The 13,535-nt window shown below is 70.2% G+C and carries 13 protein-coding genes; 11 read left to right on the top strand and 2 right to left on the bottom strand.

The features are described 5' to 3' along the window. Positions 1-1,178: molybdopterin dinucleotide binding domain-containing protein (locus AC3WPZ_RS07055; protein WP_492438809.1), on the top strand; the 1,178-nt coding region annotated here is incomplete at its 5' end. 21 nt (positions 1,179-1,199) lie between these two features. Here the strand turns inward: AC3WPZ_RS07055 and argP are convergent. Beyond that, a complete protein-coding gene (gene argP, locus AC3WPZ_RS07050) occupies positions 1,200-2,105 on the bottom strand; it encodes an HTH-type transcriptional regulator ArgP (protein WP_382163776.1) in 906 nt (301 codons plus the stop codon). 112 nt (positions 2,106-2,217) lie between these two features. Here argP and AC3WPZ_RS07045 point away from each other — a divergent pair, with 112 nt between their 5' ends. From AC3WPZ_RS07045 to AC3WPZ_RS07030, 4 genes are all read left to right on the top strand, one after another. After that, on the top strand, positions 2,218-2,847 hold the full coding sequence (locus AC3WPZ_RS07045; protein WP_492438807.1) for a LysE/ArgO family amino acid transporter: 630 nt from the start codon (positions 2,218-2,220) through the stop codon (positions 2,845-2,847). 16 nt (positions 2,848-2,863) lie between these two features. After that, positions 2,864-4,540, top strand: coding sequence for a flavin monoamine oxidase family protein (locus AC3WPZ_RS07040; protein ID WP_492438805.1), 1,677 nt, complete (start codon positions 2,864-2,866; stop codon positions 4,538-4,540). A 3-nt stretch (positions 4,541-4,543) separates the two neighbouring features. Continuing rightward, positions 4,544-5,359 (top strand): carbon-nitrogen hydrolase family protein, encoded by an 816-nt coding sequence (locus AC3WPZ_RS07035; protein WP_492438803.1) that lies wholly within the window; start codon positions 4,544-4,546, stop codon positions 5,357-5,359. Positions 5,360-5,423: 64 nt separating this feature from the next. Continuing rightward, positions 5,424-6,023, top strand: coding sequence for an ankyrin repeat domain-containing protein (locus AC3WPZ_RS07030; protein ID WP_382322912.1), 600 nt, complete (start codon positions 5,424-5,426; stop codon positions 6,021-6,023). Positions 6,024-6,067: 44 nt separating this feature from the next. On the opposite strand, the gene AC3WPZ_RS07025 is transcribed toward AC3WPZ_RS07030, so the two are convergent. Next, entirely contained in the window at positions 6,068-7,000 is a 933-nt protein-coding gene (locus AC3WPZ_RS07025) for a LysR family transcriptional regulator (RefSeq protein ID WP_492438801.1), read from the bottom strand. Between the two features lie 108 nt (positions 7,001-7,108). Here AC3WPZ_RS07025 and AC3WPZ_RS07020 point away from each other — a divergent pair, with 108 nt between their 5' ends. The 6 genes from AC3WPZ_RS07020 to AC3WPZ_RS06995 are packed head-to-tail and all read left to right on the top strand — an operon-like array spanning position 7,109 to position 13,534. Next, complete coding sequence (locus AC3WPZ_RS07020; RefSeq protein WP_382162800.1) at positions 7,109-8,080, top strand: Bug family tripartite tricarboxylate transporter substrate binding protein; 972 nt, start codon at positions 7,109-7,111, stop codon at positions 8,078-8,080. A 52-nt stretch (positions 8,081-8,132) separates the two neighbouring features. Beyond that, positions 8,133-9,506 carry an MmgE/PrpD family protein gene (locus tag AC3WPZ_RS07015; RefSeq protein ID WP_492438799.1) on the top strand — a complete coding sequence of 458 codons (1,374 nt, stop codon included), beginning with the start codon at positions 8,133-8,135 and terminating at the stop codon, positions 9,504-9,506. Between the two features lie 13 nt (positions 9,507-9,519). Further along, entirely contained in the window at positions 9,520-10,710 is a 1,191-nt protein-coding gene (locus AC3WPZ_RS07010; RefSeq protein WP_492438797.1) for a CaiB/BaiF CoA transferase family protein, read from the top strand. Beyond that, positions 10,710-11,519, top strand: coding sequence for an enoyl-CoA hydratase (locus AC3WPZ_RS07005; protein ID WP_492438795.1), 810 nt, complete (start codon positions 10,710-10,712; stop codon positions 11,517-11,519). Before AC3WPZ_RS07010 ends, AC3WPZ_RS07005 begins: the two co-directional genes overlap by 1 nt. A 22-nt stretch (positions 11,520-11,541) precedes the next feature. Then, the gene (locus AC3WPZ_RS07000; RefSeq protein ID WP_492438793.1) at positions 11,542-12,531 is read left to right on the top strand and encodes a quinone oxidoreductase family protein; all 990 of its coding nucleotides are present in this window, start codon (positions 11,542-11,544) and stop codon (positions 12,529-12,531) included. Between the two features lie 28 nt (positions 12,532-12,559). Continuing rightward, positions 12,560-13,534 (top strand): Bug family tripartite tricarboxylate transporter substrate binding protein, encoded by a 975-nt coding sequence (locus tag AC3WPZ_RS06995; protein ID WP_382322906.1) that lies wholly within the window; start codon positions 12,560-12,562, stop codon positions 13,532-13,534. Position 13,535 lies beyond the last annotated feature (1 nt).

Below are 13,535 nucleotides of genomic sequence, written 5' to 3'. Positions count from 1 at the left end.
GGCTCTCGGCCGGCCCCAACCCCATCGGCCGCAGCATCCCGGTGGCGCGGATGGCCGACATGCTGCTGCAGCCCGGCGAGAGCTACGCCTTCAACGGGCGCACCGGCACCTACCCCGACATCGAGCTGGTCTACTGGGCCGGCGGCAACCCGTTCCACCACCACCAGGACCTGAACCGCCTGCTGCGCGCCTGGCAGAAGCCCGAGACCATCGTCGTGCACGACAGCTGGTGGACGCCCACCGCGCGCCGTGCCGACATCGTGCTGCCGGCCACCACCACGCTGGAGCGCAACGACGTCGGGGGCTCTTCGCGCGACCGTTACCTGCTGGCGATGAAGCAGGCGATCGCGCCGGTGGGCCAGAGCCGCAACGACTTCGACATCTACCGCGACCTGGCGGCGCGCGCCGGGCACGAGGCCGCGTTCACCGAGGGCCGCGACGAGGCCGCCTGGGTGCGCGCCCTCTACGACAGCACCGCCGACAACTGGCGCGCGGCCGGCTTCCCGCTGCCCGATTTCGACCGGTTCTGGGAAGAAGGTGTGGCCGAGCTGCCCGAGCCCGAGCGCGAGATGGTGCTGTTCGAAGCCTTCCGCCAGGACCCGCAGGCCGCGCCCCTGGGCACACCGTCGGGCCGCATCGAGCTGCATTCGAGCGCCATCGCGGGCTTCGGCTACGCGGACTGCCCGCCCCACCCGAGCTGGCTCGCCCCCGCCGAATGGCTGGGCGCGGACAGCGCGCGCCAGTGGCCGTTGCACCTGATCAGTTCGCAACCGGCCGACAAGCTGCATTCGCAGCTCGATGCCGGGGTCGTCTCGCGCGAGCAGAAGCTGCGCGAGCGCCAGCGCGTTCGACTGAACCCGGACGACGCCCGCACGCGCGGCATCGCCGACGGTGACCTGGTGCGCGTGTTCAACGCCCGCGGCACCTGCCTGGGCGGCGCCACGCTGGACGAGGCCGTGATGCCGGGCGTGGTCGTGATCTCCACCGGCGCCTGGTTCGACAGCGACGGCGGCGAGCCGGAGCGCCACGGCAACCCGAACGTGCTCACGATCGACCTCGGCACCTCGCGCCTGGCCCAGGGCAGCAGCGCCATGACCGCGCTCGTGGACGTGGCGCTCTGGCACGGCGAGGCGGCACCCGTGCGCGCCTTCGAACCGCCGACCCTCACCCCCGCCTGAGCGCCACCGCCGCCCGGGCGCTCAGACCGGCGCCGCCAGGTGCGCGCGCGCCGCCGCCTTCACCGCTTCGGTCAGTCGCTGCGCCGACAGCGATTCGTGCGCCCAATGCTGCCAGTACAGCGACACGTCCACCGTGGCGCCGGGCAGGATTTCCTGCAACGCCGGGCGGTTCTGCAGGTGCTGCTCGGGCACCATGCCCCAGCCCAGGCCGAGCTCGATCGCGGTCTCGAAGGCCTCCACCGCCGGCGCGAAATGGCGCGGGTAGCGCGGCTGGCGCAGGCCGAAGTGCTGTTCCAGAAAGGCGTCCTGCAGCGCGTCCTTGCGGTTGAAGATGATGGCCGGCTGCGCCAGCAGCTTGTGCACCGAGACCGCGCCCTTGGGCGTGCGGCAGCGCTGCACCACGGCCGGCGCGGCCACGCAGTGGTAGCGCATCACGCCCAGCGGCTCGGCCACGCAGCCGCGCATGGCCGTGGACAACGCGGTCACGCAGCCCATCACGTCGCCGCTCTTGAGCGCGCTGTGCGTGTGGTCCTGGTCGTCGATCATGATGTCCAGCAGCAGGTGGTGGCGCCGCAGCAGCGGGGCCACGCCGGGCAGGAACCAGCCCGCCACGGAGTCGGCGTTGATCGCCACCGACAGGCTCTGCCAGCGCACGCCGCCCGGGGCCGGCGCCCCGCCCTGCAGGCCGTCGAGCAGGTCGGCCTCCATCAGCCGCACCTGCTTCACATGGGCCAGCAGCGCCTGCCCGGCCGGGGTGGCGCGCACCTGCTTGCCACGCACCAGCAGGCGCTGGCCCAGCGTGTCCTCCAGCGACTTGATGCGCAGCGACACCGCCGCCAGCGTGAGCGAGAGGGCCTGCGCGGCCGGGCCGAAGCCGCCGTGTTCGACCACGGCGGCCAGGGCGTCGAGTTGGCGGGCGTCCAGCATCATTCACTCAAGTTATTTTCAATCGATATGAGTTTAAGTTAACTTGATTTAAATGAAGCGGTTTTGCGCGCACACTGCCGGCCATTCACCCGTTTTGGTTTCCAGAGTTCGCATGACCCTCGCCTTTCCCACCTTCACCGCCGGCATGGTGCTGAGCATGTCGCTGATCATGGCGATCGGCCCGCAGAACGCCCACGTGCTGCGCATGGGCCTGCAGCGCCAGCACCTGTGGCTCACCGTGATCACGTGCGCGCTGGCCGACGTGGTGCTCATCGGCCTGGGCGTGCTGGGCCTGGCCCAGCTCGGCGGCCTGTCGGACAAGCTGCTCGGCGCGATGATCGGCGCGGGCGTGCTGTTCCTCGGCGTCTACGGCTGGCAGGCCTTCCAGCGTTTCCTGCGCCCGCGCGCCACGCCCTTCAGCGCCGACGGCGGCCTCATCGCCGAGCCGGTGTCGCCGCGCCAGGCCGTGCTCTCCGCCCTGGCCTTCTCCTTCCTGAACCCGCACGCCTGGCTCGACACCGCCGTGCTGATCGGCACCGCCTCGCTCGCCTACGGCCAGGGCAGCGCCGTCTTCGGCCTGGGCGCGGCCACCGGCTCGCTGGTCTGGTTCATCGCGCTGGGCGCGGCCGCCTTCTGGCTCGGCCGCCGGCTCAACTCCCTGCACGTGTGGCGCGTGCTGGATGGCCTGGTTGCGTTGATGATGTGGGGCACGGCCGCCTGGTTGTTGACCAGCCTGTTCTGACCTCGGAGGTTCCACCATGTCCACCCCCCAACGCAGCGCCGATGCACCCGTGACCCTGTTCGGACCCGACTTCCCGTTCGCCTTCGACGACTGGATCGCCCACCCGCAAGGCCTGGGCGAACTGCCCGCCGAGCGCCTGGGGCAGGAAGTGGCCATCGTCGGCGCCGGCATGGCTGGCATGGTGGCGGCCTACGAGCTGATGAAGCTGGGCTTGAAGCCCGTGGTCTACGAGGCCTCGCGCATGGGCGGGCGGCTGCGCTCGCAGGCCTTCGAAGGTGGCCAGGGCGCGATCGCCGAGCTCGGGGGCATGCGCTTTCCCGCATCGAGCACCGCCTTCTTCCACTACGTGAACCGGCTCGGCCTCAAGACCCAGCCCTTCCCCAACCCGCTCACGCCCGCCGCCGGCTGCACCGTGATCGACCTCGAAGGCCAGACCCACTGGGGCCGCACCCTGGCCGACCTGCCGCCGCTGTTCGGCGAGGTCGCCGAGGCCTGGGCCCAGGCGCTGGAGGAAGGCGCCGGCTTCACCGGCCTGCAGCAGGCGCTGCGCGAGCGCGACGCGGTGAAGCTCAAGGCCTTGTGGGACCGCCTCGTGCCCCTGTGGGACGACCGCACCTTCTACGACTTCGTCGCCACCTCCAAAGCCTTCTCGCGCCTGCCGTTCCAGCACCGCGAGGTGTTCGGCCAGGTCGGCTTCGGCACCGGCGGCTGGGACTCCGACTTCCCCAACTCCATGCTCGAGATCCTGCGCGTGGTGCTCACCGGCTGCGACGAGAACCAGCACCTCATCGTGGGTGGCGTGCAGCAGGTGCCGCTGGGCCTGTGGCACCACGCGCCCGCCGAAAACGAGCTGCGCCACTGGCCCGCCGGCACCACCCTGGCCAGCCTGCACCACGGCGCGCCGCGCCCCGGCGTCACGGCCATCGCGCGCGCGGCGAGCAACGAACTCGCCGTCACCGACACCTGGGGCAACACGCGCAGCTACCCGGCCGTGCTCACCACCTGCCAGAGCTGGCTGCTGACCACGCAGATCGCGGTGGAAGAGGCGCTGTTCTCGCAGAAGCACTGGATGGCGCTGGACCGCACGCGCTACATGCAGTCGTCCAAGACCTTCGTGATGGTTGACCGCCCGTTCTGGAACGACCTGCGGGCCAACGGTTGGCCTTTGATGGGCATGACCCTCACCGACCGCCTCACGCGCGGCACCTACCTGTTCGACAACGGGCCCGACCAGCCCGGCGTGATCTGCCTGAGCTACGCCTGGATGGGCGACGCGCTCAAGATGCTGCCGCACGGCACCCAGAAGCGCGTGCAGCTCGCGCTGCAGGCCCTGCAGAAGATCTACCCTGACGTGGACATCGCCAGCCACATCATCGGCGACCCGATCAGCGTCTCCTGGGAGGCCGACCCGCACTTCCTCGGCGCCTTCAAGGGCGCGCTGCCCGGCCACTACCGTTACAACCACCGCATGTACAGCCACTTCATGCAGGACGGCTTCGCGGCCACCGAGCGCGGCATCTTCCTCGCGGGCGACGACGTGTCCTTCACGCCCGCCTGGGTCGAGGGCGCGGTGCAGACCTCGCTGAACGCGGTGTGGGGCATCGTCAAGCACCTGGGCGGCCACACGCACGCGGCCAACCCCGGGCCGGGCGACGTGTTCGCCGAACTCGGGCCCATGGCCCTGCCGGACTAGGGCATGTTCACACCTGACATGAACGACATCCTCACCCTCGCCCTCTGGCAATGCCCCTACGCGGGCAACCCGTCCCAGGCCCTGGTGCTGCTCGACGCCACCGCCGCGCAGGCGCGCGACCAGGGCGCCGGGCTGCTGCTGTGCCCCGAGATGTCGCTCACCGGTTACCAGATCGGCGCGGCCGGCGTGGCGGCCCTGGCCGAGCCGGCCGACGGCGCGCTCGCGCAGGCCGTGGCCGCCATCGCGCAGCGCCATGGCATCGCCATCGTCTACGGCTACCCCGAGCAGAACGCCGACGGCAAGCCCTGGAACGCGGTGCAGTTCATCGACGCCGACGGCCAGCGCCTCGCGAACTACCGCAAGACCCACCTGTTCGGCGACATCGACCGCGCGCAGTTCAGCCCCGGCCCGCAGGCGCCCGCCGTGTTCGCCTGGCAAGGCTGGCGGCTCGGCCTGCTGATCTGCTACGACATCGAGTTCCCCGAACCCGCGCGCGGCCTCGCGCTGCAGGGCGCCGACGCGGTGCTCGTGCCGACCGCGAACATGATCGACTTCGACGAGGTGCAGCGCGTGCTGCTGCCCGCGCGCGCGCTGGAGAACCGCGTGTTCGTGGCCTACGCCAACGCCTGCGGCCAGGAAGGCCGCACTACCTACGGCGGCCTGAGCACGGTCTGCGCGCCGGACGGCGCCGTGATGGACCAGGGTGGGCGCGAGGAAACCCTGCGCTTCGCCACCCTCGCGCGCGGCGCGCTGTCCGAAGCGCGGCAGCACTCGCAGCTGCGCGACCGGCGCGGCGATCTCCCTTCCGCTTGGAGCTGAACCGAGCGCGGGACCGCGCCCACTGCTTCTGCTTCATCCTTTTTGAAGCGAAAGTGAGCCCCCCGTGCACTCCATCTTTGGTACCGGCCTTCGTCCACAGGCAGCCGTCGATCCCGGCGATCTGGCGCGCCAGGCCATCGCCAACCACGACCTGCCCCAACTCATGTGGCAGCTGGCCCAACAGAACGTCAACCTGAATACGCGGAATGCCCAGGGCGTCACCCTGCTGATGGAGACCGTGAGGCACCGCAACGCCAACGCCCTGTACCTGCTGCTCGCCGACGTGGCGATCCGGTCGATCGAACCCGAACTGATGCACCACGATGACCAGGGCAACACGGTGCTGCACGACATGGCGATGCACCTGCCAGATGCCTGGTTTGACGAACCCTCGGACCAACCGGTGCTCGCGAACCTGCTGGAAGACTTCTTCCACGAGTTCCACCTGTTCTTCGACTGGGAACGCCACAACATCCGAGGCCTCACGGCGGTCGAGCTGGCCGAAACGGTGCACAAAGACAACCTTCTCGGCTTCCTGGCGACCTACGAAGTCCCGGGCGTGGACACCTCGGCCAGCAGCGACCTCGAGTCCGACCATTCGTTCCGCAGCGGTTCGGATGGGCCGGGCGATCCGGACGTTGAAGGCCACGGCCTGCTGGTCTGAGAGGCGCCACCCGGACAGCCGCTCGCGTTGAAGCGGCCAGCGCGTCAGACCACGCCTGAACGCCGAAGCCCACGCCGCGTCGTGGCGCGGCTGGCCTGCGTGAGCAGGCGCGCGAAGGCCGCCGCCGCCGGCGAGAGGCTGCGCCCGGTGCGCTGCGTCAGACCGATGGTGCGGCTGATGACCGGGTGCTCCAGCGGCACGCCCACGACCGAGGCCGGCTGGTGCGGCAGCGTGAGTTGCGGCACGATGGCCACGCCCAGGCCGTTGTCCACGAAGCCAATCAGCGTGGAGATGTGGCGGAACTCGCACACCGGCCGGGGCAGCGGCGTCACCTCGGCCAGCGCCTGGTCGATCAGCACGCGGTTGCGGCTGGCGTGCGACACCAGCGCGTAGGGGTAGTCCACGATCTCCTCCCAGCGCACCGAGCGGCGCTTGGCCAGCGGGTGCCCGACCGGGCAGGCCAGCACGAAACGCTCCTTCAGCAAGGGTGTGAACGCCACCTCCGGGTCCTGCATGCCGGTGTAGTTGAGCGCGAAGTCCGCTTCGCCGCTCTTCACGCTGGCCAGCACCTCGTCGGCCCCCTCTTCGATGATGCGCACCAGCACGTGCGGGTGCTGCTCGCGAAAACTGCGGATCACGCCAGGCAGGAAATGGTGCACCGCGGAAAACACGCAGCCCACCGTGACGTCGCCAGCCTCGATGTGGGCCACGTCGTGCAGGTCGACCACCGAGCGGTCCAGGTCGGTGATGACGCTGCGCACCTGGCCCAGAAAGCGCTGGCCCAGCTGCGTGAGTTCCACGCTGCGCGTGGTGCGGTCGAACAGGCGCACGTCCAGCAGCCCCTCCAGGTGCGAGATGCGGCGCGAGAGCGCCGGCTGCGAGAGATGCAGGGCCTTGGCGGCGGCCGCGAAGCTCTGCAGTTCGCCCACGGTGACGAAGGCGCGCAGGTCCGCCAGCGTGGGTTTGAGCGTGCCCATGGGGTGCCTTTCATTCTTGCAAGCAATGCATCAAGACCTCAGAAAGATGCAATTTACAGCAGGTTGTCCCACTGTCAACATGCGCCCACAACGAAGGAGACAAGCCACATGAAACGCCGCCACCTCTTGCAGGCAGCGGGGGCCACCCTGGCCCTGCCGCAGCTCGCCATGGCCCAACAGGCCTACCCCGCGCGCTCCATGCGCTACATCGTCCCGGTGGCGGCCGGCGGCGGCAGCGACATGATCGCCCGCGTGGTCACCGAGCGCTGGGGCAAGCTGCTCAACCAGAACTTCGTCGTGGACAACCAGAGCGGCGGCGGCGGCGTGGTGGCCTGCCAGCTCACCGCGCGCGCGCCGGCCGACGGCTACACCCTGCTGCAGGGCTACGTCGCCACCCACGGCACCACGCCCGCCACGCGCCGCGTCAGCTACGACGCCGTCACCGACTTCACCCCCATCGGCATGATCGGCGCCACGCCCAACGTGCTGGTGGTCAACAGCAGCGTGCCGGTCAAGGACATCAAGGAATTCATCGACTACGTGAAGCGCCAGCCGGGCAAGCTCAGCTACGGCTCGGCCGGCCAGGGCTCGCTCACCCACCTCACGATGGAGCTGCTCAAGCAGGAGACGGGCATGTTCCTGCTGCACATCCCCTACCGCGGCGTCGCGCCGGCCATGAACGACCTGCTCGGCGGCCAGACCCAGGCCGTCTTCCCCGGCCTGGCCGCGGCCCTGCCCCACCTGCGCTCGGGCCGCATGCGCGCGCTCGCCGTGACCGGCAAGCAGCGCAGCCCGCAACTGAAAGACGTGCCGACCATGGAAGAGGTCGGTTTCAAAGGTTTCGACGCCATGCAGTGGTACGGCGTGGTCGGCCCGGCCGGCATGCCACCCGACATCGTGCGCCGCCTCAACGAAACCCAGGTCGCCGTGCTCAAGGCGCCCGAGCTGGCCGAGAAGCTCGCGGGCGAAGCGGTGGAGCCGTGGCCCATGACGCCCGAGCAGTTCGGCCAGTACATCAAGGCCGACGTCACGCGCTGGACCGCGCTCGCCAAGGCCCGAAACATCCGCCTGGACGAGTGACACCCGGCGCCCGCTCTTTCGTTCTCTTCTCCAACCTCAGCAGCCCGAACCCGTGACCCGCAACACCCAAGTCCCCGCCGACCTCACGGCCCCGCCCATCACCACCCTGCTCGCCCGCTTCGTCGCCCGCCACCCCTCGCGCGGCTGGAGCGAGGCCGTGGAGCGCGAGGCCCACCGCACCTTCTACAACTGGCTGGGCTGCGCCATCGGCGCGGCGCAACACGAGGCGGCGGACGCCGCTGTGGCCGCCGTGCAGCTGCTGCAGCCCGCGCCCCAGGCCAGCGTGCTCGGCCGCCGCGAGCAGGTGGACATGGCCAGCGCGGCGCTGATCAACGGCATCACCTCGCACACCTTCGACTTCGACGACACGCACCTGAAGACCATCATCCACCCCGCCGGCCCGGTGGCCTCGGCCGTGCTGGCCCTGGCCGAGCACCGGGGCAGCAGCGGGCGCGAGGTGCTCGATGCCCTGGTGCTGGGCATCGACGTGGCCTGCCGCATCGGCAACGTGATGTACCCCGACCACTACGACCGCGGCTGGCACATCACCGGCTCCACCGGCATGCTGGGCGCGGCGGCCGGCTGCGCGCGCCTGCTCGGGCTGGACGAGGCGCAGACCGCCATGGCCATCGGCATCGCGGCCTCGCAACCGGTCGGCCTGCGCGAGCAGTTCGGCACCATGACCAAGCCCTTCCACCCCGGCGGCGCGGCGCGCGCCGGCCTCATGTCGGCCCTGCTGGCCAGCCAGGGCTTCACCGCCAGCCCGCGCGCGCTCGAGGCACCGCGCGGCTTCGTGCAGGTGGCCTCGGACAAGCGCGCCTGGAACGAAGCGACGGACGAACTCGGCGAGCGCTTCGAGATCTCCTTCAACACCTACAAGCCCTTCGCCTGCGGCATCGTCATCCACCCCAGCATCGACGCCTGCGTGCAACTGCGCGAGCAGGGCGTGACACCGGATCAGGTGAAGCACATCGAGCTGCGCGTGCACTCGCTGGTGCTGGAACTCACCGGCAAGAAGGCGCCGAAGGACGGCCTGCAGGGCAAGTTCAGCGTGTACCACGGTTGCGCGGTGGGCCTGATCCACGGGCGCGCGGGCGAGGAAGAGTTCTCCGACGCGGTCGTCACCGACCCGCGGGTGGTGGCCCTGCGCGACAAGGTGCAGGCCACGGTGGACGACAGCATCGCCGAAGCGGCGGTGCATGTGACGGCCGTGCTGCTCGACGGCCGGCGCGTGGAAGTGCGCGTGGAGGACGCCATCGGCTCGCTGCGCAACCCGCTGTCGGACGCACAGCTGGAAGCGAAATTCCAGGCCCTGGTGGTGCCCGTGCTGGGCGGGGCGAAGGCGCGCGACATCACGGCTGCCTGCGCCTCGCTGGCCTCGCTGCCGGACGTGCGCACGCTCACCGCGCTGTGCCGCCCGCAGTGACCGGAGGCGCGCCATGCCCCACCTGCCCGCCTCCACCGCCCTGCAGCGCTTTCGCGTCATCGACCTGACCCAGGTGCGCGCCGGCCCCACGGCCTGCCGCCAGCTCGCCGACTGGGGCGCCGACGTGGTCCAGGTGCAGATGCCCGACAGCATGCGCGGCGACGACACGCTCGGCGGCCAGGACGGCTCCGACTACCAGTACACGCACCGCAACAAGCGATCCATCACGCTCAACCTCAAGACGGACGAAGGCATCGCCACGCTCAAGCGCCTGATCGACGGCGCGGACGTGGTGGTCGAGAACTTCCGGCCCGACGTGAAGTTCCGCCTGGGCATCGACTACGCCTCGCTGGCCGCGAGCAACCCGGGCCTGGTCTACGCCAGCATCTCGGGTTTTGGCCAGACCGGCCCGCTCGCCTCGCGCCCCGGCTTCGACCAGATCGCGCAGGGCATGGGCGGCCTGATGTCCGTCACCGGCACGCCGGGCGACGGCCCGATGCGCGTGGGCATACCCATCGCCGACCTGTGCGCCGGCATCTTCGCCGCGCAGGGCATCCTGGTCGCGCTGCTGGAGCGCGAAGCCTCAGGGAAAGGCCAGTTCCTGCACACCTCGCTGCTGGAGTCCATGGTCTACATGCTGGACTTCCAGACCTCGCGCTACCTGATCGACGGCGAGGTCGCCACGCAGGCCGGCAACTTCCACCCCACCAGCATCCCCACCGGCGTCTACAAGGCGCGCGACGGCTACATGAACATCGCGGTGTTCGGCTCCAAGATCTGGGAACGCTTCTGCCACATCCTCGGCGCGCCCGAATGGATCACCGACGAGCGTTACCACGACAAGCCCTCGCGCTCGGTGAACCGCGACACGCTCAACGCCGAGATCAACCGCCGCCTGGCCGAACACGACCGCAGCCACTGGATCGCACAGCTCAACGACGGCGGCGTGGCCTGCGGCCTGATCAGCAACATGCAGGAAGCGCTGGAAGAACCGCAGGTGCAGCACCTCGGGATGATCAAGGACGTGGTGTCGAAGTGGCAGGGCCCGCAGCGCCTGGTGGGCCAGCCCATGCAACTGGAGCGCACGCCCAGCACCATCGCGCGCGCCGCGCCGCGCCGGGGCGAACACACCGAAGAAGTCCTGGCCGAACTCGGCCTCGGGCCCGAGGACCTCGCCCGCATGAAAGCCGCCGGAGTCTATTGATGACCGATCCCACCTACACCTCCCCCACCGAGCGCGTGCAGACCTGGCTGGACGGGCGCACGCTGCACATCCGCTTCAACAACCCGGCGCGCCACAACGCGCTCTCGGTCGACATGTGGGAGGCCGTGCCGCCGCTGCTGGCCCTGGCCAGGGACGACGACCGCGTGCGCCTGGTCGTGTTCTCCGGCGCGGGAGACAAGGCCTTCGTCTCGGGCGCGGACATCACGCAGTTCGAGGACATGCGCGCCGCGCGCGAGGCCGTCGCCTACTACGAGAAGATGGCCGAGACCACGCTGATGGGCATCCACGACTTCCCCAAGCCCACGCTGGCCTGCATCCGGGGTTACTGCATCGGCGGCGGCGTGAACGTGGCGATCAGCTGCGACATCCGCATCGCCGCCAGCGACTCGGTGTTCTCCATCCCGGCCGCGCGCCTGGGCCTGGGCTACCGCTACTCCGCCATGAAAAACCTGGTGGACCTGATCGGCCCCGGCGCGGCGAAGGACCTGTTCTTCACCGCCCGCCGCATCGACGCCGCCGAAGCGAAATCGCTCGGCCTGGTCTCGCGCATCGGCGAGCCCGAGGCCCTGCCCGCGCTGCTGGCGGAGTACGCGGGCAGCATCGCCGAGAACGCGCCACTGACCGTGATGGCCGGCAAGGCGATCACGCGCGAAATCCTCAAGCCTTCGCCCGAACTCGACAGCGCGCTGTGCGCCTCGCTCATCCGCGGCTGCTTCGAAAGCGCCGACTACACCGAAGGCCGCACGGCCTTCATGCAGAAGCGCAAACCCGTGTTCACCGGCCGCTGAGCCACACCAGGAAACCCCCACCATGCAGGCCTACTGGATGCAGATGACCGACACCGCCACCGAGCTCGCCTTGCGCGAGACGCCGGTGCCCACGCCCGGCGCGCGGCAGCTGCTGGTGCGCATGCGCGCGGCGGCGCTGAACCGCGGCGAGTTCCTGCTCGGCCACGGCCTGCACGGCGCGCCCGGCACCTGGAAAGCCATCGGCGGCGAAGGCGCGGGCGAGGTGATCGCCGTCGGCGCCGAGGTCACCACCTTCCGACCCGGCGACCGCGTGATGGGCCGCTGCCCGGGCGCCTTCTCCGAGTGCGCGCTGATGGAAGAGATCGAAGCCATGCCCGTGCCGGCGGCGCTCGGCTGGGAACAGGCCGCCGCCGTGCCGCTCACCTTCCTGGTCGCGTTCGACATGCTGGTGCTGCAAGGCCGGCTGCAGGCGGGCGAGTGGCTGCTGATCAACGGCGTGTCCTCCGGCGTGGGCGTGGCCTCGCTGCAGCTGGCCAAGGCCCTGGGCGCGCGGGTCATCGGCACCTCGGGCTCGACCGACAAGCTCGCGGCGCTGCAGCCGCTGGGCCTGGACGTGGCGCTGCACACCCGCGCGGCCGACTTCGCGCCCGCCGTGCTCAAGGCCACGGACCAGCAGGGCGTGAACCTGGTCATCAACACCGTGGGCGGCACGGTGTTCGCCGAAAGCCTGCGCGCGCTCGCGTTCGAAGGGCGCCTGGCCACCGTGGGCTATGTGGATGGCGTGGTGCGCGCCGAGATCGACCTCGAAGCCCTGCACGCCAAACGCCTCGTGCTGTTCGGCGTCTCCAACAAATTGCGCACCAAGGAACAGCGGGCGGCCGCGCTGCCGCGTTTCGTGGCCGAGGTCATGCCCCTCATCGCTGCCGGCCGCATCCAGCCGCACATCGACCGGGTGATGGACTTCTCGCAACTCGAACAAGCCAAGGCGCGCATGGAAGCCGGCGCGCACATCGGAAAAATCGTCCTGCGCATGCCGGCGGACGCGAGCTGAACCACCACCCGCAAGAGGAGACAACCCCGTGAAGCACCGCAAGCAATTCGTCCTGGCGCTCGCGCTGGGCACCCTGGCCTCCCTCGGCTGGGCGCAGCCCGCGCCCTACCCGAACAAGCCCATCCGCATCGTGATCGGCTTCGCGCCGGGCGGCGCGGCCGACTACGTGGCGCGCGCCATGAGCGAGTCCTTCAGCAAGGCCCTGGGCCAGACCGTGCTGATCGACAACAAGCCCGGCAACGGCTCCAGCATCGCGGCCGACATCGTGGCCAAGGCCGCGCCCGACGGCTACACGCTGCTGATCGCCAGCCCCAGCGCCATCTCGGTCAACCCCGCGCTCAACCCCAAGCTGACCTACAAGCCCAGCGACCTGCTGCCCGTGGGCAAGATGACCACCTCGCCGCTGGTGCTGGCGGTCAACCCCAGCAGCAGCATCCGCTCCGTGCCCGACCTGATCGCGGCCGCGAAGAAGGACCCCGGCAAGCTCAACTACTCGACCTCGGGCAACGGCTCGGCGCCGCACCTGGGCGCCGCGCTCTTCAGCCTGCTGACGAACACCGAGATGACGCACGTCCCCTACCGGGGCGGCTCCTTCGCCATCACCTCGGTGATGGCCGGCGAGACGCAGCTCACCTTCGGCACCTCGCCCTCGGTGCTGCCCCAGGCCAATGCGGGCAAGCTGCGCGCCATCGCCGTCAGCACGCGCGAACGCTCGCCGCTGGTGCCCGACATGCCCGGCATGCGCGAGGCCGGCCTGCCCGAATACAACCTGGAGTTCTGGTACGGCATGTTCGCGCCCGTGGGCACGCCGCCGGCCACCGTGAAGACCATCCACGACGCGGTGCGCACCGCCATGCAGCAGCCCTCGGTGAAGGCCGCGCTGGAGCGCGAAGGCACCGAGGTCTCGCTCTCCGGCTCGCCCGAGCAGTTCGCCAGCTTCCTGGTGGAGGACGGCAAGTTCTGGGTCAACCTGGTCAAGACCGCCAACGTGAAGGTGGACTGAC

This window comes from Hydrogenophaga sp. FW305-3-2-15-A-LB1 (assembly GCF_058787875.1).
The sequence above is the reverse complement of the archived record's forward strand: the minus strand, read 5'-3'. Positions and strand labels throughout refer to the sequence as shown.